General features: G+C 72.3%; 24 protein-coding genes, 1 pseudogene and 1 riboswitch. Of the genes and pseudogenes, 11 read left to right on the top strand and 14 right to left on the bottom strand.

Annotated elements, in window-relative coordinates:
• Positions 1-167: 167 nt before the first annotated feature.
• The gene (locus ACP4IX_RS13815) at positions 168-830 is read left to right on the top strand and encodes an HD domain-containing protein (protein ID WP_426555633.1); all 663 of its coding nucleotides are present in this window, start codon (positions 168-170) and stop codon (positions 828-830) included.
• Between the two features lie 10 nt (positions 831-840).
• On the top strand, positions 841-1917 hold the full coding sequence (locus ACP4IX_RS13810) for a GNAT family N-acetyltransferase (RefSeq protein ID WP_426555632.1): 1077 nt from the start codon (positions 841-843) through the stop codon (positions 1915-1917).
• Here ACP4IX_RS13810 and ACP4IX_RS13805 read toward each other — a convergent pair whose 3' ends face one another.
• Positions 1918-2196, bottom strand: a complete 279-nt coding sequence (locus ACP4IX_RS13805; RefSeq protein WP_426520552.1) for a DUF4031 domain-containing protein — start codon at positions 2194-2196, stop codon at positions 1918-1920.
• Between the two features lie 10 nt (positions 2197-2206).
• The gene (locus ACP4IX_RS13800; protein WP_426520554.1) at positions 2207-2590 is read right to left on the bottom strand and encodes a hypothetical protein; all 384 of its coding nucleotides are present in this window, start codon (positions 2588-2590) and stop codon (positions 2207-2209) included.
• 55 nt (positions 2591-2645) lie between these two features.
• Between ACP4IX_RS13800 and ACP4IX_RS13795 the strand changes: the two genes are divergently transcribed.
• Genes ACP4IX_RS13795 through ACP4IX_RS13780 form a run of 4 tightly spaced genes read left to right on the top strand, consistent with a single transcriptional unit; the run spans position 2646 to position 6708 of the window.
• Positions 2646-3560, top strand: a complete 915-nt coding sequence (locus ACP4IX_RS13795; RefSeq protein ID WP_426520555.1) for a MurR/RpiR family transcriptional regulator — start codon at positions 2646-2648, stop codon at positions 3558-3560.
• A gap of 51 nt (positions 3561-3611) precedes the next feature.
• Complete coding sequence (gene murQ, locus ACP4IX_RS13790) at positions 3612-4547, top strand: N-acetylmuramic acid 6-phosphate etherase (RefSeq protein ID WP_426520557.1); 936 nt, start codon at positions 3612-3614, stop codon at positions 4545-4547.
• 15 nt (positions 4548-4562) lie between these two features.
• On the top strand, positions 4563-6188 hold the full coding sequence (locus ACP4IX_RS13785) for a PTS transporter subunit EIIC (RefSeq protein ID WP_426555631.1): 1626 nt from the start codon (positions 4563-4565) through the stop codon (positions 6186-6188).
• A complete protein-coding gene (locus tag ACP4IX_RS13780; RefSeq protein ID WP_426520560.1) occupies positions 6136-6708 on the top strand; it encodes a hypothetical protein in 573 nt (190 codons plus the stop codon). Before ACP4IX_RS13785 ends, ACP4IX_RS13780 begins: the two co-directional genes overlap by 53 nt.
• Positions 6709-6720: 12 nt before the next feature.
• On the opposite strand, the gene ACP4IX_RS13775 is transcribed toward ACP4IX_RS13780, so the two are convergent.
• Positions 6721-7311 carry a dihydrofolate reductase family protein gene (locus ACP4IX_RS13775; RefSeq protein ID WP_426520562.1) on the bottom strand — a complete coding sequence of 197 codons (591 nt, stop codon included), beginning with the start codon at positions 7309-7311 and terminating at the stop codon, positions 6721-6723.
• Between the two features lie 82 nt (positions 7312-7393).
• Between ACP4IX_RS13775 and ACP4IX_RS13770 the strand changes: the two genes are divergently transcribed.
• Positions 7394-7972 (top strand): TetR/AcrR family transcriptional regulator, encoded by a 579-nt coding sequence (locus ACP4IX_RS13770; RefSeq protein ID WP_426555630.1) that lies wholly within the window; start codon positions 7394-7396, stop codon positions 7970-7972.
• Between the two features lie 3 nt (positions 7973-7975).
• On the opposite strand, the gene ACP4IX_RS13765 is transcribed toward ACP4IX_RS13770, so the two are convergent.
• Complete coding sequence (locus tag ACP4IX_RS13765) at positions 7976-8365, bottom strand: hypothetical protein (protein ID WP_426520566.1); 390 nt, start codon at positions 8363-8365, stop codon at positions 7976-7978.
• Between the two features lie 116 nt (positions 8366-8481).
• Between ACP4IX_RS13765 and ACP4IX_RS13760 the strand changes: the two are divergent.
• Positions 8482-8594, top strand: a pseudogene (locus ACP4IX_RS13760) (transcriptional regulator); the annotation flags it as partial.
• 410 nt (positions 8595-9004) lie between these two features.
• Here ACP4IX_RS13760 and ACP4IX_RS13755 read toward each other — a convergent pair.
• Both ACP4IX_RS13755 and ACP4IX_RS13750 read right to left on the bottom strand, forming a co-directional pair.
• Positions 9005-9901, bottom strand: coding sequence for a hypothetical protein (locus tag ACP4IX_RS13755; protein ID WP_426520568.1), 897 nt, complete (start codon positions 9899-9901; stop codon positions 9005-9007).
• Positions 9902-10205: 304 nt separating this feature from the next.
• Positions 10206-11336 (bottom strand): NADH:flavin oxidoreductase, encoded by a 1131-nt coding sequence (locus ACP4IX_RS13750; RefSeq protein WP_426555629.1) that lies wholly within the window; start codon positions 11334-11336, stop codon positions 10206-10208.
• A 244-nt stretch (positions 11337-11580) separates the two neighbouring features.
• Here ACP4IX_RS13750 and ACP4IX_RS13745 point away from each other — a divergent pair, with 244 nt between their 5' ends.
• Complete coding sequence (locus ACP4IX_RS13745) at positions 11581-13011, top strand: serine/threonine-protein kinase (protein WP_426520572.1); 1431 nt, start codon at positions 11581-11583, stop codon at positions 13009-13011.
• Positions 13012-13101: 90 nt separating this feature from the next.
• Here the strand turns inward: ACP4IX_RS13745 and groL are convergent, their stop codons facing one another.
• The 4 genes from groL to thrC all read right to left on the bottom strand — a co-directional run bounded on the left by groL (position 13102) and on the right by thrC (position 17326).
• The gene (groL, locus tag ACP4IX_RS13740; protein ID WP_356359560.1) at positions 13102-14727 is read right to left on the bottom strand and encodes a chaperonin GroEL; all 1626 of its coding nucleotides are present in this window, start codon (positions 14725-14727) and stop codon (positions 13102-13104) included.
• Between the two features lie 412 nt (positions 14728-15139).
• The gene (locus ACP4IX_RS13735) at positions 15140-15343 is read right to left on the bottom strand and encodes a cold-shock protein (protein ID WP_004929928.1); all 204 of its coding nucleotides are present in this window, start codon (positions 15341-15343) and stop codon (positions 15140-15142) included.
• 406 nt (positions 15344-15749) lie between these two features.
• Positions 15750-16025 carry a MoaD/ThiS family protein gene (locus ACP4IX_RS13730; RefSeq protein ID WP_053133038.1) on the bottom strand — a complete coding sequence of 92 codons (276 nt, stop codon included), beginning with the start codon at positions 16023-16025 and terminating at the stop codon, positions 15750-15752.
• A complete protein-coding gene (gene thrC, locus ACP4IX_RS13725; RefSeq protein WP_426520576.1) occupies positions 16022-17326 on the bottom strand; it encodes a threonine synthase in 1305 nt (434 codons plus the stop codon). Before thrC ends, ACP4IX_RS13730 begins: the two co-directional genes overlap by 4 nt.
• A 17-nt stretch (positions 17327-17343) precedes the next feature.
• Positions 17344-17491, bottom strand: a riboswitch (SAM riboswitch).
• 150 nt (positions 17492-17641) lie between these two features.
• Between thrC and ACP4IX_RS13720 the strand changes: the two genes are divergently transcribed.
• Positions 17642-18586, top strand: coding sequence for a glucosyl-3-phosphoglycerate synthase (locus tag ACP4IX_RS13720; RefSeq protein WP_426555628.1), 945 nt, complete (start codon positions 17642-17644; stop codon positions 18584-18586).
• 105 nt (positions 18587-18691) lie between these two features.
• On the opposite strand, the gene ACP4IX_RS13715 is transcribed toward ACP4IX_RS13720, so the two are convergent.
• Complete coding sequence (locus tag ACP4IX_RS13715) at positions 18692-19372, bottom strand: hypothetical protein (protein ID WP_426555627.1); 681 nt, start codon at positions 19370-19372, stop codon at positions 18692-18694.
• A gap of 144 nt (positions 19373-19516) precedes the next feature.
• Here ACP4IX_RS13715 and ACP4IX_RS13710 point away from each other — a divergent pair, with 144 nt between their 5' ends.
• Positions 19517-20920 (top strand): alpha,alpha-trehalose-phosphate synthase (UDP-forming), encoded by a 1404-nt coding sequence (locus tag ACP4IX_RS13710; protein WP_426555626.1) that lies wholly within the window; start codon positions 19517-19519, stop codon positions 20918-20920.
• Positions 20921-21034: 114 nt separating this feature from the next.
• Here the strand turns inward: ACP4IX_RS13710 and otsB are convergent, their stop codons facing one another.
• From otsB to ACP4IX_RS13695, 3 genes are all read right to left on the bottom strand, one after another.
• Positions 21035-21901: a trehalose-phosphatase gene (gene otsB / locus ACP4IX_RS13705; RefSeq protein ID WP_426555625.1), complete on the bottom strand. Its 867-nt coding sequence runs from the start codon at positions 21899-21901 to the stop codon at positions 21035-21037.
• 375 nt (positions 21902-22276) lie between these two features.
• On the bottom strand, positions 22277-22501 hold the full coding sequence (locus tag ACP4IX_RS13700) for a DUF3263 domain-containing protein (protein WP_426520588.1): 225 nt from the start codon (positions 22499-22501) through the stop codon (positions 22277-22279).
• A gap of 60 nt (positions 22502-22561) precedes the next feature.
• Entirely contained in the window at positions 22562-23779 is a 1218-nt protein-coding gene (locus ACP4IX_RS13695) for an ABC transporter substrate-binding protein (protein WP_426520742.1), read from the bottom strand.
• Between the last annotated feature and the right edge of the window lie 113 nt (positions 23780-23892).

The following is a 23892-nucleotide window of genomic DNA, read 5'->3' as shown; positions in this document are numbered from 1 at the left end:
GGTTCCAGCAGGCGCCAGCGGGCTCCAGCAGCCGAGGAGTCATCGGCCTGGGGCCGTCTCCCGCACGCCGCGCTCCCGCGCCGTCCCCGCCGTCCTCGATGCGGGTCCCGCTGCCCGGGGGAGCTTCCGGGGGCACAGGACCGGCGCGCACCGGTGACAATGGCCGCATGGCCGACCTCGACGCCCTGCGCTCCCGCTGGCTGCGTGCCCTCCTCCCGGCACGTGACGGCGCCTGTCACCCGGATCCGTACCGGTACGCCGACGAGTTGCTGCGCCGGTGGTCCGAGCCGCAGCGGCGGTACCACACGCTCGCGCACCTGACCGCGGTCCTGGACCACGTCGACGTACTGGAGGAGTACGCCGACAACCCGGACGTGGTGCGGCTCGCCGCCTGGTTCCACGATGCCGTGTACCTGCCCGACCGGTCCACCAACGAGGAGCGCTCGGCCCGCCTCGCCGAGCGCGCGCTGCCCGAGGCCGGGGTCCCGGCGGAGAAGACCGCCGAGGTGGCCCGGCTGGTCCGCCTCACCGTCACCCACGCCCCGGCCGGCGACGACCGGGACGGGCAGGTGCTGTGCGACGCGGACCTGGCGGTCCTCGCCTCGCCACCCTCGGCGTACGCCGCGTACACGGCGGCCGTCCGCGAGGAGTACCACTTCGTGCCGAACGACGCCTTCCGCGAGGGCCGCGCCGCGGTGCTGCGCCAACTCCTCGGCCTGCCACGCCTGTTCCACACCCCGCACGGACGCCGGGAGTGGGAGGCCACCGCCCGCTACAACCTCGCCGGCGAGCTGGAAATGCTGTCGCCGGGCGGCGCCCCGGCCCCGTAGCCTGCCCGGCATGCGGAGCATGGGCGGGGAACAGGTGGAGGAGGCCGTCGCGGGCGCCGTCGCGCTGCTGCGGACGGCGGCCGACCGGGACTGGCAGGCGGTGCGGGCCGGACGCCTGGAGTGGAGCTGCCGGTACACGGCGGAGCACGTCGCGGGCGACCTCATCGCCTACGCGGGCCAGCTCGCCGGACGCGCCACCGAGGCGTACGTCCCCTTCGGGATCACCCTGGACGAGGGCACCGGCAACGAGGACGTGCTCCAGGTGATCGAGACGACCGGCGCGCTGCTCGCCGCGACCGTCCGCACCACGCCGCGCGACGTCCGCGCCTTCCACCCGTACCCCTTCCGCAGCGCGAACCGCGAGGGTTTCGCCGCGATGGGCGTCACGGAGGTCCTCGCGCACACGCACGACATCGCCGAGGGCCTCGGCCTCGCCTACGAGCCGCCCGCCGTGCTGTGCGCGGACGTCCTCGCCCGGATCTTCCCGCACGTCCAGCCCGGCGCCGACCCCTGGCGCACCCTGCTGTGGGCCACCGGCCGCGGTGAACTGCCCGGACGCGCCCCGGTCACCGACTGGCGCTGGCGCAACAACCTGCTGGTCCCGGCCGAGCGCCTCACCCTCCAGGGCGTCACCCCGGCCGCCGCCACCGACCTGGCCGCGGGCGGCGACGGGGGCTTCGAGTGGGTCGGGGGCGGCCCCTACCAGGGCACCCGGGACGCGGCCGGAATGCTGCTGAAGGCGTACGAGGGGGGCGCGCACCGGCCGGAGTGGGGCGTGTTCGTGCTCGTGCGCCGGCAGGACGGCCGCGCGGTCGGGGGCATGGGCTTCCACGGCCCGCCCGACGAGGACGGCCGGGTGGAGATCGGCTACGACCTCGCCGAGGCCGCCCGCGGTCACGGCTACGCCACCGAGGCCCTGCGGGCGCTGTCCGGGTGGGCGCTGGCCCGCGAGGAGGTGACGTCCGTGTTCGCGACGACCGAGCCCGCCAACCTCGCCTCCCAGGCCGTGATCGTCCGCGCCGGTTTCACCCGGGTCGCCGGGGACGAGGAGCAACTCGCCTACGAGCTGCGGGGCCGACAGGGCTAGCTAGTTCTGACGCGGCCGAGCGGAGCCCTTGCGCCGCCGCAGCCCCGCCCCGTGCAGCAGCCGCACCACCTCGCGGCTGCTGACCTCCAGCGCACCGGCGGACACGGCGTCGGCGTACCGCTGGGCGGGGAGGTCGTAGTGGTCGCGTTCGAAGGCGCGGCGCGGCACGCCCAGGGTCTCGGCGAACGCGTGCAGTTCGGCGTAGGAGACGTCGCTGACCAGGTGCGACCACATGCGGCCGTGGCCCGGCCAGGCCGGCGGGTCGATGTAGACGGTCACCGGGCCGCCCTCACGAGGAGCGGGTGCCGCCGACGGCACCGCCCAGCGAGCCGACCGCCGCGACCTTCACGCCCGCCTTGCCGCACACCCAGTGCGGGTCGGGACCGAGTTCGGGCTCGACGTCCAGCGCGTGCGGGTCGCCGGAGCCGCACACCGGGCACAGCGGCCACCGGCCGTACCGCTCCAGCAGGGCGTCCTGCACGTCCTGCGCGACCAGTCCGGCGACGAACTCCGCCCCCTCGGGCCACTGCTCGACCCACCAGCGCCGCTGCACGACGGACTCCTCGACCAGCGAGACGACGTCCGGCTCGGCGACCTGGCCCGCCACCAGGTCGGCGAGCACGAGGGCGCGCGCGGCGTGCAGCGCCTGCTCCAGGGGGCTGATGGGGTCCATGCACCCATTGTGCGCACTCTTGACCCCCGCACCGAAACGAAAATATCTTTCATGAGTGACCGATGACGTGAAGGAAACTTTCGCCTCTCCTCCCGCACCCGCCGCGCTGGCGGCCAAGGTGCGCACCCTGGCGCCGTCGATGACCCGTTCCATGCAGCGGGTCGCCGAGGCCGTCGCGGGCGACCCCGCGGGCTGTGCGGCGCTCACGGTCACCGGCCTCGCCGAGCTCACCGGCACCAGCGAGGCGACGGTCGTGCGCACCGCCCGGCTGCTCGGCTACCCCGGCTACCGCGACCTGCGCCTCGCGCTCGCCGGGCTCGCCGCCCAGCAGCAGTCCGGCCGCTCGCCCGCCATCACGACCGACATCGCGGTCGACGACCCGATCGCCGACGTCGTCGCCAAGCTGGCCTACGACGAGCAGCAGACCCTCGCCGACACCGCCGCCGGACTGGACACCGCCCAGCTCGGCGCGGCCGTCGCCGCGCTCGCCGCCGCCCGCCGCACCGACGTGTACGGCATCGGCGCCTCCGGCCTGGTCGCGCAGGACCTCACGCAGAAGCTCCTGCGGATAGGGCTGATAGCCCACGCCCCGAGCGACCCGCACCTCGCCGTGACCAACGCGGTGCAGCTGCGCGCCGGGGACGTCGCCCTCGCCATCACGCACTCCGGGTCGACGGGGGACGTCATCGAGCCGCTGCGGGCCGCCTTCGAACGCGGGGCGACGACCGTCGCCATCACCGGCCGTCCCGACAGTCCCGTCACGCAGTACGCCGACCACGTGCTGACCACGTCCACGTCGCGGGAGAGCGAGCTGAGGCCGGCGGCGATGTCGTCGCGGACCAGTCAGCTGCTGGTGGTGGACTGCCTGTTCGTGGGGGTGGCGCAGCGGACGTACGAGTCGGCGGCGCCGGCTCTCGCCGCGTCCTACGAGGCGCTGGCGCACCGGCACGGGCATCGCGGGAGACCCTAGGTCCCGCGGCACCGGGTAAGTACGGACACCGAAGTGGAAAAGAGCGGCTTCATGACGGCAACCCCCCACCACCCCGACCTCCGTTCCCAGTTGGAGACGCTGACCACCGAGGCGTTCCGGCCGGAGCTGGCCGGGATCGACCGGATGCCCACCCTCGACATCGCGCGGGTGATGAACGGCGAGGACACCGCCGTGCCCGCCGCCGTCGCCGAGCGGCTGCCCGAGATCGCCGCCGCGATCGACGCCGTCGCGGCCCGGATGGCACGCGGCGGCCGGCTGGTCTACGCGGGCGCCGGCACGGCCGGCCGGCTCGGCGTGCTGGACGCCTCCGAGTGCCCGCCCACCTTCAACACCGGCCCCGGCCAGGTCGTCGGCCTCATCGCGGGCGGCCCGGACGCCATGGTCACCTCCGTCGAGGGCGCCGAGGACTCGGCCGAGCTGGCCCGCGCCGACCTGGACGCCCTCGCCCTCACCCCGGACGACGCGGTGGTCGGCGTCTCCGCCTCCGGCCGCACCCCGTACGCCGTCGGCGCCGTCGAGCACGCCCGCGCGCTCGGCGCCCTGACCATCGGCCTCGCCTGCAACCGGGGCAGCGCCCTGGCCGCCGCCGCCGAGCACGGCATCGAGGTCGTCACCGGGCCCGAGCTGATCACCGGCTCCACCCGCCTCAAGGCCGGTACGGCGCAGAAGCTGGTCCTGAACATGCTGTCGACGATCACGATGATCCGCCTCGGCAAGACGTACGGGAACCTGATGGTCGACGTCCGCGCCTCCAACGAGAAGCTGCGCGCCCGCTCGCGCCGTATCGTCGCGCTCGCCACCGGCGCCGCCGACGACGACATCGAGCGCGCCCTGACCGCCACCGACGGCGAGGTCAAGCACGCGATCCTGGCCCTGCTGGCCGACGTGGACGGCCCGGCGGCCGCCCGCCTTCTGGAGGACTCCGGCGGCCACCTGCGCGCCGCGCTGGCGGCGGCGAAGGGCTGACCGCACGCTCGGGGAGTGCACAAGGACCACCGCAAGGACCCCCACAAGGACCACCGCAAGGACCCCACCGCCACGGCCGCCGCCCTGCTCCCCCTGGTCGGCGGCCCCGCGAACGTCACCTCCGTCGCCCACTGCATGACCCGTCTCCGCCTGGGCCTGGCCGACCGCTCCCGGGTGGAGGAGGCGGCGCTGCGGGCGCTGCCCGGCGTGCTCGGGGTGGTCGAGGACGGCGACTCGTACCAGGTGGTACTGGGCCCGGGGGTGGTCGGCCGGGTGACGGAGGCGTTCGAGGCGCTGCTGGCGGCCGGTGGCGGCAGCATGACAACCGGCGGCGCGGGCCCGGCGGACGCCCCGGCCGGCACCGCGGACAAGGACGCCCCCACCGGCTCGCCGGCCGCCCCCACCGGCTCGCCGGCCGCCCTCGCCGGCCCGGCGGACACTCCCACCGGCACCGCGGACGCCCTCGCCCGGCGCGGCGCCGAGCTGAAGGCGCGTCGGAAGCGGCGCAACGCGACCCCGCTGAAGACGGCCCTGCGCCGCGTCGCGGACATCTTCGTCCCCCTCATCCCCGCCCTGATCGGCTGCGGAATCGTCGCGGGCATCGCCGGTCTGCTGACGAACCTGCGCTGGCTCCCCGGCATCACGCCCGCCCTGGCCGCCCTCTCCTCCGCCTTCATGGCGCTGATCGCGGTGTTCGTCGGCCACAACACGGCGAAGGAGTTCGGCGGCACGCCCGTGCTGGGCGGCGCGATCGCGGCCGTCGTCGTCTACCCGGGCGTCGCGAAGGTGACGGCCTTCGGGATGGCACTCGCCCCCGGCCAGGGCGGCGTCCTCGGCGCACTGGCGGCCGCGCTGCTCGGCACCCGCGTCGAGAAGTGGTGCCGCGCCCGTCTCCCCGGCACCCTGGACGTCCTGCTCACCCCGACCCTGACCGTGCTGGTCTCCGGCCTGGTCACCCTCTACGTCCTCATGTACGCGGCCGGCGAGGTCGCCACGGCCATCGGCACGGCCGCGAACTGGCTCCTGGCGACGACGGGCGCCCTGGCCGGCCTGGTCCTCGGCGGCCTCTTCCTCCCCCTGGTGATGCTGGGCCTGCACCAGGCCCTCATCCCCCTCCACACCACGCTCATCGAGCAGCAGGGCCACACCGTCCTGCTCCCCGTCCTGGCGATGGCGGGCGCCGGCCAGGTCGGCGCGGCGGCGGCCGTCTACGTCCGCCTGCGCCACGACACCACCCTCCGTGCGACGATCAGATCGGCGCTCCCGGCCGGTCTGCTGGGCGTCGGCGAACCCCTGATCTACGGGGTCTCCCTCCCCCTCGGCCGCCCCTTCCTCACCGCCTGCGTGGGCGGCGCGGCGGGTGGCGCCTTCGTCGGCCTGTTCGCGATGCTCGGCACCGACGTGGGGACGACGGCGATCGGCCCGTCGGGCTGGGCACTGTTCCCGCTCCTCGCCGGCGGCGGCTGGGCGGTGACGGCGGGGGTGTACGGCGGCGGGCTGCTCACCGGTTATCTGGCCGGCTTCGCGGCGACGTACTTCTTCGGTCTGCCCGACGGCACTGCCCGCACCGTGTGCGACTCTGGGAAACATGAACCACGCCCAGCTGACCGCCCTGGGCCGCGCCCTGCGTCTCCTCGGTGAGCACGGCGAGGCCCTGACCACCGACACGCCGGACGCCAAGCTGCACGAGGTCCGCGCGGACCTGAAACGGGCACTGGACCAGCTGGAGGAGAGCGTCACGACGACGGCCCCCAGCACCCGCTGCCCCGAGCACCCGAACGGCCCGGTCGACCAGGCCGCCCCCGACCTGTGCCTCCTGTGCGAGACCCGGCGCCGCACCGCCCGCCGCGCCGGGTACAACGGCGGCCCGCTCCCCGCCCGGACCGCCGGCGAGCCGGTCCAGTCCCGGTACGGGGTGCGCGGCGACCGGCCGCAGCCCCAGCAGCGCTGGCTGCCCGAGCTGTGGAACGGGCAGGCGTGGCAGCTGTGCGGCACCCCGCGCCGCGACCGCCGCGAGGCCGAGCTGTACATCGCGGCCCAGCTGCGCGCGCCCCGCGCGGCCATGGCGTACCGGCTGGTCCACGAGTTCACGGACTACGAGGTGCTGCGGGTCTGGGGGACGCCGGTCCGCGTGGACATCGAACCGATGGGCGGGATCTGAGTCCCGCCCTCCCTACCGGCGGGTGAAGCGGGTGAGCGTGACGCCGTTGGTGAAGGCGGTGCGCTCGGCGGCGTCGAACAGCGTGGGATCGAAGACACCGTCGACCAGCGGGACACCGGCGCCGGCGATCACCGGATAGCTCTTGATCAGCAGCTCGTCGATCTCGGGCAGCAGGGCGCCCGCGAGCTTTCCGCCGCCGCACAGCCAGATGTCCAGGCCGGTGTCCTCCGCCTTGAGCTCGCGGACGAGACCGAGCGGATCGCTCGGCACGACGGTGACGGCGGGGTCGATGTCGGGCTCCAGGGTGCTCGACACCACGTACTGGCGCAGGTGCGCGTACGGGCTGGGGAACCCCTCGTCGAGACCGGGGCGGTAGCTGCCGAGCCCCATCAGGACGGTGTCGAAGTTCCGGTTGGGCACGTCCGTGAGACCGACGGCGGCGCGGTAGGCGGTCGGCACGGTCTCGGGGTAGAGCGGGTTGGTCCAGGCCGAGTAGGCGGCGGCCTGCTGTTCGTCGCCGATCGGGAAGAAGTCGAACTCGCCGCCGGGTCCGGCGATACGGCCGTCGAGGGTGACGGCGACGTAATACACGAGCTTGCGCAAGAAGAGCCCCCCACGTAGTACTCTGTTCGAAGTGGTGTGAACGTAGTACTACAGAAGGAGTGGTGTCAATGAGGAGGTACTCATGGTGAGAAGGAACGACGAGCGCCGCGCCGCCCTCGTCGACGCCGCGATCGAGGTCCTGGCCGATCAGGGAGCCCGGGGCCTGACCTTCCGGGCGGTGGACACGGAGGCCGCCGTACCGGGCGGCACCGCGTCCAACTACTTCGCCAACCGCGACGACCTGCTCACCCAGGCCGGCGCCCGCGTCTACGAGCGCCTCCACCCCGACGAGGCCACGATCGCCCGCCAGCAGACGGCCGGCCGCGACCGGGACACGTACGTCCAGCTCATGCGCGAACTCGTCGACCGCATCGCCTCGTTCCGCACCGGCTACCTCGCCCTGCTGGAACTCCGCCTGGAGGCCACTCGCCGCCCGGAGCTGCGCGCGATCCTGACCGAACGCATCCGCGCCGACGTCGCCGCCAACGTCTCCTACCACGAGGCGTCCGGCCTCCCCGGCGACGCCATGGCCGTCAAACTCCTCTACCTCGCCCTGAACTGGCTGATCGTCGAGCAGCTCACCCTGCCGGACGTCTTCACCCCGGCCGAGCGCGACGAGCTGGTGGCGGCGGCGGTCGAACGCATCGTGGCACCGGACTAGGCACTACCCCCGGACGCTCTCGTGGTCGGTTCTGCGCAGCCGGGCCCGCACCACGTCCTCCGGCTGCGCGTCCACCACCGCCCCCTTCGGGCAGTCCCACTCCCGGCCCCCGCCGACCGGCCGCAGCCGCACGCTGCCGCCGCTGTGCCCCATGACCTCCCCCACACGGCCGTCCCGCGCGTCCACGGCATGCGCACCGACCGCCGGCCGCTCACCCCGCACCACCGACGCCAGCCGCTCGGCGACCCGGACGTTGCACCGGCCCAGGTCCACCAGGGCGAACGGCTCGTCGCTCGCGCCGGTCACCGGATCGACGCACAGGGACGGCAGCACGACCCCGGCGCCCACGAGGGCCTGCCGCAAGGACTCGACGACTTCTTCGGTCGACCGCACGTTCCTCACCTCCACGCTGAGTTTCCGATTCACCACACAGCGTGTCTGCCCCGCCTCCGACCTGGCCATACAGGGCGTACCGACAACGCCTGATGTGCGACCGGGAGTTTCGCTGCCTGCCTGGACCGGAAGACCTCGGCCCGCCGTCGTCCCCCGCGCCCTGCTGGGCACCGAACTGCGCCACGCCCGCGAGAAGGCCGGGCTGGGCCAGGGGGACCTTGGCGGCCGATCGCCGAAGGCGACGCGCAGCGCCCTCGACGCGGGTCGTGGAGGCACGACACCGGCCCAGAAGCGTGCGGCCCCACGGCCACGTGGAAGTCGGCGACGCCCTGACGCCCCGTCCGGACCTGTGCCTCAGGAGGAGCGGTGCTTCCGGCCCGGGCGGGCGACGGCGCACCGGGCGCCGTTCAGTGCCGTACGGGGGACAGCCGGGCTCGCCGGTGCGTGCGAACGCCGTCCGCAAGGCACGGAACCGGGACGACAGGACCCGCGCCTCCGGACTGGAACTCCCTTACTGAGCGCCGTTGTGCGCGCGTACGGCGGTAGTGAAGGACTCCAGGGACCCTGTGCCGCGACCCGCTCGCCCGTTCGGCCGTTCGGCCCGCGGTGCAGACGCCTGCCGCCGCCGTCGCGTGATCCTCATTGAGCCGCTGACTTCATCATGATGAGCTTTCCGCCCGACTCATGGAGGCGGTATCCCATGTCAAGAAGCTTGGCCAACTCCTGGGCGAAATAGGTGAACCGGTTTTCGCCGTCCGCGGTGTGGTACAGGTCGACTCTTTCCGTGGCGTCCTTGTAGTGCTCGTGCACAGTCGCGAGGAACCTGTCTCCCGTGGCGTCAGGACTCGAGAGAATGCTGCGGGCCCAGTCGGGAATCTGGTCGGCCAGGAGCTTGAAACGTCCGAAGGTCTTGTCGGCCTGGTTGACCCACTCCTCGTTGGCGGCCCAGGACCACTCACCCTTCAGATCGAGGACCTTCTCGTCCCTGCGCTTCCCCTTCTCGGGCGATTGGCGGTGTCCCTCCTCCTGCTTGGCAGTGATCGCGTCGCCGGCCCCCAGGTAGGCTCCGCGCGACTCGTCCTTGCGCCGCTTCTTGGGATCGACGTTCGCGAAGGCCTGCTGCGCCTTCTGGTAGCCACTCGCCTTCGGCCCGTCGCCTTCGACGTCCGTGGCGTAGAGGTCGATCATGGCCTCGACAGAACCCGGGACGAACACGTGACGTGCCTTGACCGCGTCGATCCTCCGACGGAGCCGTCCGACGTCCGCGTCATCGATTACCGCGGAATTGTTCTTCATCTCTCGGAGCTTCGCGACGAAGTCATGGTCGTCGCTCTGTTCCAGAGCAACCTGGCTCTCGTTCACGCCGCGCTGTACCACGACCCCGGTCGAGCGCTGCACCGTCGGAACGGGTCCTCGGGAACTGGCATGACCGTTCCCACCCGAGGCGACGAGTTGGGACACGGCGGCGTTGCCCGCCGCTCGTTGAAGAACGGTTATGGACCGGGCGGTCAGCGGTCCGCCCACCACCGCGCCCACGGCATCGGACTCCGTCCGACGAGTCTGCACCTGGGGTCGAGACGGTGGTGACTTCCGGGACACCCGGTCGTGTGCGTACATGCGCCCTCATCGACTGCCGACTGTGATCTGCGCCGGGCCTGTCGAAGACTCCCACTCCGTACGGAGAGTCTCAGGGATGACCCACCAGGTATGCCGGGCAGCCGTCAAGCGCACGTACGCAGGTATACGACCCATCCTTACCGCGACGACCCTTCGACAGGAAGGCCTGTCGGGGCAGACTGGTTGCCCCGACAGGCACTCTTCCCGGCGGGCCGGCGCCGGCTCAGCTCAACGTCTGCAGCGCCGCCGGGTCGAACGGCGCCAGTTCGTCGAAACGGCCGTCCAGCACCTTCCGGGCCCACTGCGGGTCCTGGAGCAGCGCGCGGCCGACGGCGACCATGTCGAACTCGTCGCGCTCCATCCGGTCCAGGAGGTTGTCGAGGCTGCCGAGCGCGGCGCCCTCGCCCTGGAACGCCTTGCCGAACTCGCCCTCGAGGCCGACCGAGCCGACCGTGATGACGGTCTTGCCGGTGAGCTTCTTCGTCCAGCCGGCGAGGTTGAGGTCGGAGTCGTCGAACTCGGGCAGCCAGTAGCGGCGGGTGGAGGCGTGGAAGGCGTCGACGCCGGCCGAGGCGAGCGGGGCGAGGATGGCCTCCAGCTCCTCCGGGGTCTCGGCGAGGCGGGCGTCGTAGGCGTCCTGCTTCCACTGCGAGTACCGGAAGATGACCGGGAAGCCGGGCGAGACCTTCTCGCGCACGGCGGCCACGATCTCGGCGGCGAAACGGGTGCGGGAGACCGGGTCGCCGCCGTAGGCGTCGGTGCGGCGGTTGGTGCCCGCCCACAGGAACTGGTCGATGAGGTAGCCGTGGGCGCCGTGGAGCTCCACGCCGTCGAAGCCGATGCGCTCGGCATCGGCGGCGGCCTCGGCGAAGGCGCCGATGACGTCGTCCAGGTCGCGCCGGGTCATCGCCTTGCCGGTGGCCTCGTCCTCGCCGATCCGCAGACCGGACGGGCCGACGGCGGGGGCGTCGGGGAAGGGCTGCTCACCCTGCTTGCGGACCATGCCGATGTGCCACAGCTGCGGCACGATCGTGCCGCCGGCCGCGTGCACCGCCTCGGCGACCCTCGCCCAGCCGGCCAGCTGCTCCTCGCCGTGGAAACGCGGCACGCGGTCGCTCTGCCCGGCCGAGTCGTGGCCGACGTAGGTACCCTCGGTGACGATCAGGCCGACACCGGCGGCGGCGCGGCGGGAGTAGTACGAGACCACGTCCTCGCCGGGAACGCCGCCGGGCGAGAACATCCGGGTCATCGGGGCCATCGCGACGCGGTTGGGCACGGTCAGGCCGTTGATGGTGGCCGGGCGGGCGAGGATCCGAGCGGCGCGCGAGGCCGTCTCGGCGGAGGTGACGCTCATGTGGGACTCCCTGGGATGACACCAGTCGATATATGCGTCTGCATGCATACGATGTCAACGACAACCCGCGCGCTTCCGCGCCCATTCCTGCCACGCGCCTCGGGCCCGACGTGATCCCGGGCACACCGGGCGCACCGCCGAGCGGGCCCGCACCCCGGCGCCCGTGTCCGCGAATCCAACCGCCCCCGGTATCGCGTATGTTGACGCGCGGACGTCGGTCGCACCAATCACCTGAGAGGAAGCCGTGAACGGGGCACGTGTCGGTGATTACGTGATCGAGCGCCGGCTGGGGACCGGGGGCATGGGCTCGGTGTTCCTGGGCCGCTCGCGGTCCGGCCGGGCCGTCGCGATCAAGGTGGTCAAAAGCGAGTACGCGGCCGATCCCCGGTTCCGGCAGCGATTCCGCAAGGAGGTGGAAGCGGCCCGCAAGGTCGGCGGCTTCCACACCGCGGCCGTGGTGGACGCGGACCCCGACGCACCCCAGCCCTGGATGGCCAGCGCCTACATCAAGGGGCCGACCCTGGCCGACGAGGTCGCCCGGAACGGCCCACTCGACGAGGACCGGCTCTGGGCTCTCGCGGCCTCGCTGGCCGAGGCCCTGGAGACGATCCACTCCTGCGGGCTGGTCCACCGCGACCTCAAACCGGGCAACATCATCCTGGCCGACGACGGCCCGCGCGTCCTCGACTTCGGCATCGCCCGCGCGCTGGAGGGCACCCAGCTGACCCACGACGGCTCGGTGATCGGAAGCTCCGGGTTCATCGCGCCGGAACAGGTGCAGGGACTCGACATCACCGGGGCGTGCGACGTCTTCTCCCTCGGCGCCGTGCTGATCGCCGCGGCGGGCGGCAGCGCCTTCGGCAACGGCACACCGTACGGGCTGATGTACCGCGCGGTGCACACGGAGGCGGACGTGTCCGCCGTACCCAACGACCTGCGACCCCTCGTCCTCGCCTGCCTGAGCAAGGACCCCGGGGAACGCCCCACGCCCGGCCGGTTGCTGGACATGTGCGCGGACCGCCTCTCCGTGACGGCGGACCACGCGGACGGAACCCCGGTGGACCTGCTCGACGACGCACGCCCCCGCGCCGCCTCCACCTCGGTCACCTCGAGTCCGGTCGGCTCGGGACAGCGGCAGGCCGGCGACCGGTCCACGATCGTCCCCTGGCCACCGCTCGCCCACTACCGGCGTCCCCGCCGGACCCGGTCGCTCATGATCCTGCGCAACGCCGTCCTCACCAGCGTGCTCCTGGTGCTCGTCGCGGTCTCGTCCGGCGGCCCGCGCCTGCTGTTCGTGCTCGCCGCGCTCATCGCGTTCCTTCGGCTGGCAGGCCTGCTCCGCGGCTCCGGTGACGGGATCTCGTTCACCGAGCTGGGTATCCGGGTGGACTCCCTCAAGAAGCAGGTCGTGCTGCCCTGGGCCGACATCCGGTCCGTGGAGCTGAACACCAGTTCCAGGGAGAGCCGGCTGACCGTGTGGACCGGTGGGACCCGGAAGCACCGTCTGCCACCGGCTGTCCAGCCTCTGCTGTGGGTCCGCGGCAGATTCGACGGCACCGTCCTCATGCGGACGAGGTGGCTCGCTCCCCAGGGTGCCGCACCACCGCTGCGACAGGCGGTCCGCACCTTCGCCGCGCACCATGCCATCCCCGTGTCGGAGACCCGCTCCTCCTGACGCGGAACGCCCGAGGGCGGCACCCCCTGCCGGAACAGGGGGTGCCGCCCTCGGTACGTGAAGGACGGTCGATCAACCGGAACCGGTCGATCAGAAGTCCATGTCACCGCCCGGCATGCCGCCCGGAGCACCGGCCGCGGCGGCCTTCTCCGGCTTGTCGGCGATGACGGCCTCGGTGGTGAGGAACAGCGCGGCGATGGAGGCGGCGTTCTGCAGGGCAGAGCGGGTCACCTTCGCCGGGTCGATGATGCCCTCGGCGATCATGTCGACGTACTCACCGGTGGCGGCGTTCAGGCCGTGGCCGACGGTCAGGTTGCGGACCTTCTCCACGACGACGCCGCCCTCGAGACCACCGTTGACGGCGATCTGCTTCAGCGGGGCCTCCAGGGCGAGCTTCACGGCGTTGGCGCCGGTCGCCTCGTCACCCGAGAGCTCCAGCTTCTCGAAGACCTGGGAGGCCTGGAGCAGGGCCACGCCACCACCGGCGACGATGCCCTCCTCGACGGCCGCCTTCGCGTTGCGGACGGCGTCCTCGATGCGGTGCTTGCGCTCCTTGAGCTCGACCTCGGTGGCGGCACCGGCCTTGATGACGGCCACGCCGCCGGCCAGCTTCGCCAGACGCTCCTGGAGCTTCTCGCGGTCGTAGTCCGAGTCGCTGTTCTCGATCTCGGCGCGGATCTGGTTGACCCGGCCCTGGACCTGGTCGGCGGAGCCGGCGCCGTCCACGATCGTGGTCTCGTCCTTGGTGATGACGACCTTGCGCGCGCTGCCCAGCAGGTCGAGCGTGGCGTTCTCGAGCTTGAGGCCGACCTCCTCGGAGATGACCTCGCCGCCCGTGAGGATGGCGATGTCGCCGAGCATGGCCTTGCGGCGGTCGCCGAAGCCCGGGGCCTTGACGGCGACGGACTTGAAGGTGCCGCGGATCTTGTTGACGACCAGGGTCGACAGGGCCTCGCCCTCGACGTCCTCGGCGATGATCAGCAGCGGCTTGCCCGACTGCATGACCTTCTCCAGGAGCGGCAGCAGGTCCTTGACGTTGCCGATCTTGGAGTTGGCGATCAGGATGTACGGGTCGTCGAGGGACGCCTCCATACGCTCCATGTCGGTGGCGAAGTACGCCGAGATGTAGCCCTTGTCGAAGCGCATACCCTCGGTGAGCTCCAGCTCCAGACCGAAGGTCTGGGACTCCTCGACGGTGATGACGCCTTCCTTGCCGACCTTGTCCATGGCCTCGGCGATGAGCTCGCCGATCTGGGTGTCGGCGGCGGAGATGGAGGCCGTGGAGGCGATCTGCTCCTTGGTCTCGACGTCCTTCGCCTGCTCCAGCAGGGCGGCGGAGACGGCCTCGACGGCCTTCTCGATGCCGCGCTTCAGGGCCATCGGGTTGGCGCCGGCCGCGACGTTGCGCAGGCCTTCCTTGACGAGGGCCTGGGCGAGAACGGTCGCGGTGGTCGTACCGTCACCGGCGACGTCGTCCGTCTTCTTGGCGACTTCCTTGACCAGCTCGGCGCCGATCTTCTCGTACGGGTCCTCGAGCTCGATCTCCTTGGCGATGGACACACCATCGTTGGTGATCGTGGGGGCGCCCCACTTCTTCTCGAGGACGACGTTGCGGCCCTTGGGGCCGAGCGTCACCTTGACGGCGTCCGCGAGCTGGTTCATGCCGCGCTCGAGGCCGCGCCGCGCCTCCTCGTCGAACGCGATGATCTTGGCCATGTGAAGTGGTCCCTCCAGGACTGGGGGTGATTCCTTCGGACCGCGCCCGCGCCCGCGACGGACGGCTCGCCTGCCGTGCGGTTCCTTCCCCACCCGGCCTGCGGGCCTCACCGACCCGGTCCTTCGTTGTCACTCTCACCTTCAGAGTGCTAACGCAATGATTAGCACTCGCCCCTGTCGAGTGCAAGCGCCTCTCGGCGATCGACACCCGCTCCCGGCCGTCCGCGACCAAGGGTCCGGACGGATCCGGACGGGTCCCGGGAGGCTCCGGGGCAGGCCCGGAGCGGGTCGCGGGCGGGTCCCGGATGGGTCCCGGGAGGCCCCGGGGCAGGCCCGGAGCAGGCCGAAGGGCCCGTACCCCGGGAGGTACGGGCCCTTCGGATGAAGGCCAATGCTGCGGTGGCCGCGCGTCTCAGGCGCTGAGGCGAACCATGTCGGCCTGCGGGCCCTTCTGACCCTGCGAGATCTCGAACTCGACCCGCTGGCCTTCTTCGAGGGTGCGGTAGCCGTCCATCTGAATCGCGCTGTAGTGGACGAAAACATCCGCACCACCGTCGACCGCGATGAAGCCGTACCCCTTCTCCGCGTTGAACCACTTGACGGTGCCCTGAGCCATGCCTAACTCCCCTATTACTGGCCCTTGCACAGATCCGCACTTCGCGGACCCGGGTCAGACCTCGCCCCCCACGACTGGGGGCGTGCGCCGGAACGCGTCGACCGCGGCTGAATGTATCTGTCCAACTGCCCTCTGCAACAGGTCAATTGGACGAGAAATCTGGACGCACCCGATCCGGAATGTGGCGAGAATTCGCCTGAATTCAGGTCAAGTCGGGGCACACAAAGGGAACAAAAGCCGCGAAAGACGCCCACACTTTGGCTACATCTTGTGGGGCGTGCGGCAGGAATCGAGGGTTCCCGGTCTCGCGACCGGGAGCGCGTTCCCCAACTCTACCGCGCTCAACCACATGGAATTGCCCCCTCCGTTTCTCTTACGGAGGGGGCAATGCGCGCTACGACGCGTATCAGCCGCCGGCGACCGCGGGGATGATGGAGACGCCCGCGCCGTCGGGGGTCGCGGTCTCCAGGCCCTGCTCGAAACGGACGTCGTCGTCGTTGACGTAGACGTTGACGAAACGGCGCAGCTTGCCCTGGTCGTCCAGGACGCGGGCGGCGATGCCGGTGTGGTTCTTCTCCAGGTCGGCGATGACCTCACCGAGGTTCGCGCCGTCGGCGGCGACCTCGGCCTTGCCGCCGGTGTAGGTGCGCAGGATGGTCGGGATGCGAACGGTCACGCTCATGCGAGGCCAGCCTCTCGGAAGGAGTCCAGGTTCGGGCGGATGGTGGCGGTGAGGCCGGTGCCGGCCACCGCGTCGAGGGTCTTCAGTCCGTCGCCGGTGTTGAGGACGACGGTGGTGAGCGACGGGTCCAGGAGGCCGTCCTCGATCAGCTTCCTCGTGACGCCGACCGTCACCCCGCCCGCCGTCTCCGCGAAGATCCCCTCGGTGCGCGCGAGCAGCTTGATGGCGTCGACGACCTGCTCGTCGGTCACGTCCTCCACGGCGCCGCCGGTGCGGCGGGCGATGTCGAGGACGTACGGACCGTCGGCCGGGTTGCCGATCGCGAGGGACTTGGCGATGGTGTCCGGCTTCTGCGGGCGTACGACGTCGTGGCCGGCCTTGTACGCGGTGGACACCGGCGAGCAGCCCTCGGCCTGGGCACCGAAGATCTTGTAGGGCTTGTCCTCGACCAGCCCGAGCCTGATCAGCTCCTGCAGACCCTTGTCGATCTTCGTGAGCTGGGAGCCGGACGCGATGGGGACGACGAGCTGGTCGGGCAGCCGCCAGCCGAGCTGCTCGCAGATCTCGTACGCCAGCGTCTTGGAGCCCTCCGCGTAGTACGGGCGCAGGTTGACGTTGACGAAGCCCCAGCCCTCGCCGGCCGGGTCGCCGATCAGCTCGGAGCAGAAGCGGTTCACGTCGTCGTAGTTGCCCTCGATGCCGACGAGCTCACCGCCGTAGACGGCGGCCATGACGACCTTGCCCTGCTCCAGGTCGTGCGGGATGAACACGCAGGAGCGGAAGCCGGCGCGGGCGGCGGCGGCGCCGACGGCACCCGCGAGGTTGCCGGTGGAGGAGCAGGAGAGGGTGGTGAAGCCGAAGGCGCGGGCGGCCTCGATGGCCTGGGCGACGACGCGGTCCTTGAAGGAGTGCGTCGGGTTGCCGGAGTCGTCCTTGACGTACAGGCCGCCGGTGACGCCCAGCTCGCGGGCCAGGTTGTCGGCCTTGACCAGCTTGGTCCAGCCCGGGTTGATGTTCGGCTTGGTCGCCACGTCGGCGGGGACGGGCAGCAGCGGGGCGTAGCGCCAGATGTTGGCGGGGCCCGCTTCGATCCGCTTGCGCAGTTCCTCGGTGTCGTAGGCCGAGAAGTCGTAGGCGATCTCCAGCGGGCCGAAACACTCCTCGCAGGCGAAGACCGGGCCGAGCGGCACGCGGTGGCCGCACTCGCGGCAGGAGAGGGCGTCGGCGGGGCCCAGATCGACGGATCCGGCGGGGGCGGGAGCGTCGGGGGTGGTGGTGCTGTCGACAGTCTGCACAGCCATGGAGGCGAGGCCCTTTCTCCTCATCTTCCTCACGACGCATCTCGCCGTGAGACGGAATTGGCACCTTCCCGAGCCGGGAGCCTCGCCACGTCTGCGTGACAAGAACCGACTGGAGGGTTGCCGGGGCTTCAACGGGCCGTATCCCTCTGCCCCTCTGGATGAGCGGTATTCGGTTGTTGTGCGGTGGTGCGCGCGGGCCCCCGGCATGCGGTGGGCCATCGCGTTGTTCAAGACTGTAACCGAAGGCCAGGGCGGTTGAGGCAGTCGTCCGCACCGCGAGATGGATCACAACGGATCACGAAGGAGCCACCGGACGTGCTGGAAGAAGTCGAGCGCTGGCTGGATACACGCTCCTGGTCCCTGGCGGACCGGCCGGTCCAGCAGCTCCTGACCGCCAAGCACGCCACGGGGCAGTCGGTCAGCGTGGTGCTCCCCGCCCTCGACGAGGAGGCGACGGTCGGCGACATCGTCACGGTGATCCGCCGGGACCTGATGGGGCGCGTCCCGCTCGTCGACGAGATCGTGGTCGTGGACTCCGGGTCGACGGACCGTACGTCGGAGGTGGCCGCGGCGGCGGGCGCGCGCGTCGTGCACCGCGACGCGATACTCCCCCGCCTCCCGGCCGTACCCGGCAAGGGCGAGGTCCTGTGGCGCTCGCTGCTGGTCACCGACGGTGACATCGTCTGCTTCGTCGACGCCGACCTGCGCGAGTTCTCCGCCGACTTCGTCTCCGGGATCGTGGGACCGCTGCTCACCGACCCGGACGTGCACCTCGTCAAGGCCATGTACGACCGCCCGCTGGGCACCGCGGCCGGTCAGGGCGGCCGGGTCACGGAGCTGATGGCCCGCCCGCTGCTCAACATGCACTGGCCGCGGCTGGCCGGGTTCGTGCAGCCGCTCGGCGGCGAGTACGCGGCCCGCCGCTCCCTCCTCGAACAGCTTCCCTTCCCCGTCGGCTACGGGGTCGAGCTGGGCATGCTGGTCGACGCCCTGCACCTGGTGGGCCTGGACGCCCTCGCGCAGGTCGACGTCGGCGTGCGCAGGCACCGGCACCAGGACGGCCAGGCGCTGGGCCGCATGTCCGCCGCGATCTACCGCACCGCCCAGCTCCGGCTGGCCCGCGGCCACCTGGTCCGGCCGTCCCTCACCCAGTTCGAACGCGGCGCCGACGGCTTCGAACCGCGCACGTACTCCGTGGACACGGAGGAGCGGCCACCGATGACGGAGATCGCGGAGTACGCGGCCCGGCGGGTGGCCTGACTCCCCGGACCCCGGCGGGTGGACTGACTCCCCGGACCCCGGACCCGGCCCCGGGGTCCGCGGTCGCCGGTACGGGGTGGCCCGGCCTCCCGGGCCCGGACCGCGTCAGCCGGAAACGCCGTCCGACCAGCGCCAGGTGCCGCCGGAGTCGCGTGCGCAGGTCAGGTACTCGCCGCCGCGGCCGTGGGTGCTCAGGCCGCGGTGCTTCTTGGCGCAGAACTGGCCGTCGGCGTAGCAGTTGCCCGCGGGACTGGTGAGTTCGCAGGCGCCGGTGCCGCCACTCGTGCCGCCGCCGGTGGCGGTGCCGCCCGTGCCGGGGTCCTTCGGCTGCGCGGATTCGGGGGCGGGGGTCGGCTTCGGGCGCAGCGAACGCCCGGCGCAGTCCCGGCCGTCACGGGGGACGGTGAAGACCACGCCGTCGGGGCCGGTGGTCTGCTCGCAGACCTTCTCGCCGGTGCCCCAGGAGGAGGCCTGCCCTCCGGTGCCCTGGAGCCGGACGGTGTAGTCGACGTCGGCCTGCTTGGCGGAGATGACGGCCGACCCGACGCTGCGGCCGGTGAAGTCCGGCAGCGTGGCGGGGGTCGGGGTGGGGGTGGGTGCTGGGGCCGGGGAGGCGGTGCTGGGGGACGCCTCGGGTGTGGGGCTGCTGTCCGGGGTCGCGGCGGTCGTCGCGGGCCGTGCGTCCGTCGCGGTGTCGGCGTCCTCGCCGCCGCAGCCGGCCAGTGCCAGTGCGCAGGCCGCGACCAGTGCCGCGCCGCTCGTGAATCCGCGCTTGCGTATGGGCATGCGGCCCACCCCCCAGAAAGTTGAAATGCGCACCGCACATCCTTCTTCTTTTCACACCACCCTCACAAGGTGCGTGACGCGATCGATGCCGACGGGGCATCCGGCCACGTTTGAGGCCCCCGGGGCCGGGCTAGGTTGAGGCGTATGGCTTCAAGCTTCGGTGCTGCTCAGGTGCTGGTCGCCTCCAACCGGGGGCCCGTCTCGTACGAGGTAGGGGAGGACGGTTCGCTGCACGCCAGGCGCGGCGGTGGCGGGCTGGTCTCCGGGCTGTCGGCCATCGGGCCCGACGCGGGGGCGCTGTGGGTGTGCTCCGCGCTCGGCGACGGCGACCGCGAGGCGGTGCGGCGCGGGGTCGGCGAGGACGGCGTGCGGATGCTGGACGTACCGGCCGACGTGCACGCGGACGCGTACAACGGGATCGCCAACAGCGTGCTGTGGTTCGTGCACCACATGCTCTACCAGACGCCCCTGGAGCCGGTCTTCGACGCGGAGTTCCGGCGGCAGTGGGCCTCCTACGAGGCGTACAACCGGGCCTTCGCGAAGGCGCTGGCCGAGGAGGCCGCCGAGGGCGCGGTCGCGATCGTGCAGGACTACCACCTGACGCTGGTGCCCGGGATGCTGCGCGAGCTCCGGCCGGACCTGCGCATCGGCCACTTCTCGCACACGCCGTGGGCGCCGGTCGACTACTTCCGGCTGCTGCCGGACGACATCGCCGAGCAGGTGCTGCGCGGCATGCTCGGCGCCGACCGGCTCGGGTTCCTCACCCGGCGCTGGGCCGACGCGTTCACCGCGTGCTGCGACGCCCTGGTGGGCGGGACCGGCGGCACGGAGACCGGCGTGCACGGGCTCGGGGCGGACGCGGAGTTCCTGCGGCAGCGCTCGCACGAGGCCGACGTGGACGAGCGGATGGCGGCGCTGCGGGCGGAGATCGGGGAGGGCCCGGACGGGACCGCGCGGAAGACGATCGTGCGGGTGGACCGGACCGAACTGTCGAAGAACATCGTGCGGGGGCTGCTGGCGTACCGGGAGCTGCTGGCGGGGCGGCCCGAGTGGCGGGAGCGGGTCGTGCACGTCGCGTTCGCGTACCCGTCGCGGCAGGACCTCGCCGTGTACCGGGACTACACCGCCGAGGTGCGGCGGGTGGCGGACGCGGTCAACGCGGAGTTCGGGACGGCGGGCTGGACGCCGGTCGTGCTGCATGTGAAGGACGACTTCGCGCGGTCGCTGGCGGCGTACCGGCTGGCGGACGTGGCACTGGTCAACCCCGTCCGGGACGGCATGAACCTCGTCGCGAAGGAGGTGCCGGTCGTCTCCGACGAGGGGTGCGTGCTGGTGCTGTCGCGGGAGGCGGGGGCGTACGAGGAGCTGGGTGAGGACGCGGTGGTGGTGAATCCGTACGACGTGTCGGGGACGGCCCAGGCGCTGCACGAAGCGTTGTCGGTGGGGCCCGGGGAGCGGGCGGAGCGGTCGAAGCGGCTGGCCGCGGCGGGTACGGCGTTGCCCCCGGCGCGGTGGTTCCTGGAGCAGTTGGACGCGCTGAGGTCCTGACGGCCGGACGACCGGCGCCGGACGCCCGGCGCCGGGGGCGGGGGTGGGGCGGGACGCGAGGCCGGACCTGCCGGGTGCCGCCGCGCCCACCCGCGGCGGCACGGCTGCCCGCGGTCAGGTGGCGTCGGCCAGGGCGCGGACGAGTGCCACCACTCCCGTCGGGCCGTCGACGACCACGTCCGCTCGTGCGCGGAGGTCGGGGACCTCGTCGCTGCCGCTGCACACCAGGAGACCGGGGGTGCCCTCCGCGCGGAGGGCGTCGACCGCCGCGAAGGCGGGGAGGTCGCCCAGGTCGTCGCCGGCGTAGACAACGGCGCCCGCGTCGAGCTCCCGGACGTACGCCCGCAGGGCGGCGCCCTTGTCCATGCCGGGTGGGCGCAGTTCCAGGACCATGCGGCCCGGCTCGACGATCAGGCCGTGGCGGGCGGCCAGGTCGGTGAGGGGGGCGCGCAGGGCGTCGAAGGCGGCCCGGGGGTCGGGGGCGCGGCGGGTGTGGACGGCGACCGCGTGGCCCTTCTCCTCGATCCACGTGCCCTGCTCCGCCCCGGACCGGGCCAGCAGTCCCGGCAGCTCGGCGCGGACGGCGGCGACGCCGGGGTGCGGGTCGGGGGTGGTGAGGGTGCCGGTGGCGGCGTCCCAGCGCTCGGCGCCGTAGTGGCCGAGGACGACGAGGTGGTCCAGGCCGGGGACGTCGGCGAAGCCGCCGTGGCTGACCGCGACCTCGGCCGGGCGGCCGGTGATCACCGCGACGGAGGCGACCTTGGGGGCGAGGGCCGCGAGCGCCGGCACGGCGTCCGGGTGGGCGCGGGCCCGGTCGGGGTCGGCGACGATCGGGGCGAGCGTGCCGTCGAAGTCGAGCGCGACGACCGCGCGGCCGGGGCGGGCGAGAAGGGCGTCGAGCCCCTCGCGTCCGGCCTCCGTCGCGGGCGTCGGCAGGTGGTCCGGGGAGTCGTCACGGGTGGAGTCCTGGTGGCTGCCCATACCGCGAACCTATCCCGCCGGCGCGGGGGCACGCATGGCTCGTACGCCGACAGTCCCGCGGGCATCGGCAGTCCGGCGGACACCGACGGCCCGGCGAGCGCCGACGGCCGGCCCGCCACCGCGCGCGGGCCGCCGCCCGGACCGCACGTCACCGTCCCAGGGGCCGCCACCGCTCGCCACCGCCCGCGGACGCGGTCACCCACGGTGCCGGGACGTTCGGAGGAACCGGAGGAACCGGAGGAGCCGCAAGCGCCGGAGGAACCGCAGGAGCCGGAGGCAGGCGCACCGGGCGGATCCTTCCCCTTCGGTCCCGTCCCGTCCCGTCCGGTCCCGTCCCGTCCCGTCCGGTCCTGTCCGGTCCGGTCCGGTCACCCGTCACCGCTCCGAGCGCCGTGCCTCCCGTATCCGGCGCAGCCGGTTGACCGTCACCGGGTCGGCCGCCAGGGCGCGGGGGTCGTCCAGGAGGGCGTTGAGGAGCTGGTAGTAGCGGACCGGTGCCAGGCCCAGTTCCTCGCGGATCGCGCGCTCCTTCGCGCCGGGGCCGGGGAAACCTCGGCGTTCCAGCGCGAGGATGTTCCGCTCCCTCTGTCCCAGGTCCATGTACGGCACCGTAACTCCCGCCACCGACAGCGGCCCCCGGCGCTCCTGCTCCGCTGCTCGCTACTCCGCGCTGCCCGCCCGCATCGCCGTCGCCTGGATCTGGTCGAGCACCGCCTCGGTGCTGCCGCCGGGGGCGACCGCCTGGCCGATGCGCTTCTTGATGTCCGCGCTGACCGAGGCCCAGGAAGACTTGCCGACCGGGTAGAGCTCGGAGAGCAGCAGCTCGTTCAGGAAGGGCTGGAGGTCCTTGTCCTCCGCCGCGGTGCTCATGACCTGGGACGCGGAGGTGGTCACCGGCAGCAGGTCGTACTGGCGGGAGAAGGCGAGGACGTTCTCGTCGCTGTAGACGAAGTCGAGGAAGTCGCCGATCTCCTCCTGGTGGCCGTTCTTCTTGAAGGCGGTCATCCAGTCGGTGACACCGAGCGTGTTCTTGCTGGCGCCGTCGATGCCGGGGGTCGGCACCATGCCGTACTTCACGCCCTTGCCGGACGCCGTCTTCATCAGCGTGGGGTGTCCGTTGAGCATGCCGACGTCGCCGTTCGCGAAGGCGGCGAAGGCGTCGGCCCGGTTGAGCTTGCCGGGGGCGACCGGGCCGGTGAGGCCCTTGCCGACCAGTTCTTCCTTGAGCCAGGTGAAGGTGGTGACGTTCTGCGGCGAGTCGACGGAGTAGGTGCCGACGTCGTCGGTGTAGCCGCCCCCGCCGCTGAGCAGCCACTGCATCGTCTCGGCCGGCGCCTCCTCGGGGCCCAGCGGCAGGGCGTACGGGTACTTCACGCCCTCCTGCTTGAGCTTCTCGGCCGCGTCCGCGAGGTCCTCCCAGGACTTGGGCGGGGCGACGCCGGCCTTGTCGAAGAGGGTCTTGTTGTAGAAGAGCACGCGGGTGGAGGCCGCGAAGGGCAGGCCGTACTGCACCCCGTTGACCTGGCCGGCGCCGGCGAGCTGCGAGACGTAGTTGGCCTGGACCGGGATGGAGAGCAGGTCGTCGGCCCGGTAGAGCAGGTCCTTGTCCGCGTAGTCGGAGTAGGCGCCGATCTGCGCCATGTCGGGGGCCTTGCCGGCCTCGACCATCTCGCGGACCTCGCGGTCGACGTCGTTCCAGGAGTACACGGTGACGTCCACGTGCACGTCGGGGTGCTTGGCCTCGTAGGCCTTGGCCAGCTCGTCCCAGTAGTTCTGCGAGCTGTTGGCCTTGCTGTCGCCGTAGTCGGCGGCCACCAGTTTCAGCGTCACCTCGCCGGAGTCTCCGGTGAGCCCGCAGCCGCCGAGGACCGCTGCCATGCCCAGTGCGGACACCACCGCGATCGTTCCTGTCCTACGCCGCTGCACCCTGACTCCCCAACCCTGCGGACGACTTGTGTCGTTCGCTGCTTTGCTCACGCGTTCGCTTGTTC

Source organism: Streptomyces sp. WG5, from assembly GCF_049974565.1.
Classification (GTDB): domain Bacteria; phylum Actinomycetota; class Actinomycetes; order Streptomycetales; family Streptomycetaceae; genus Streptomyces.
The sequence above is the reverse complement of the archived record's forward strand: the minus strand, read 5'-3'. Positions and strand labels throughout refer to the sequence as shown.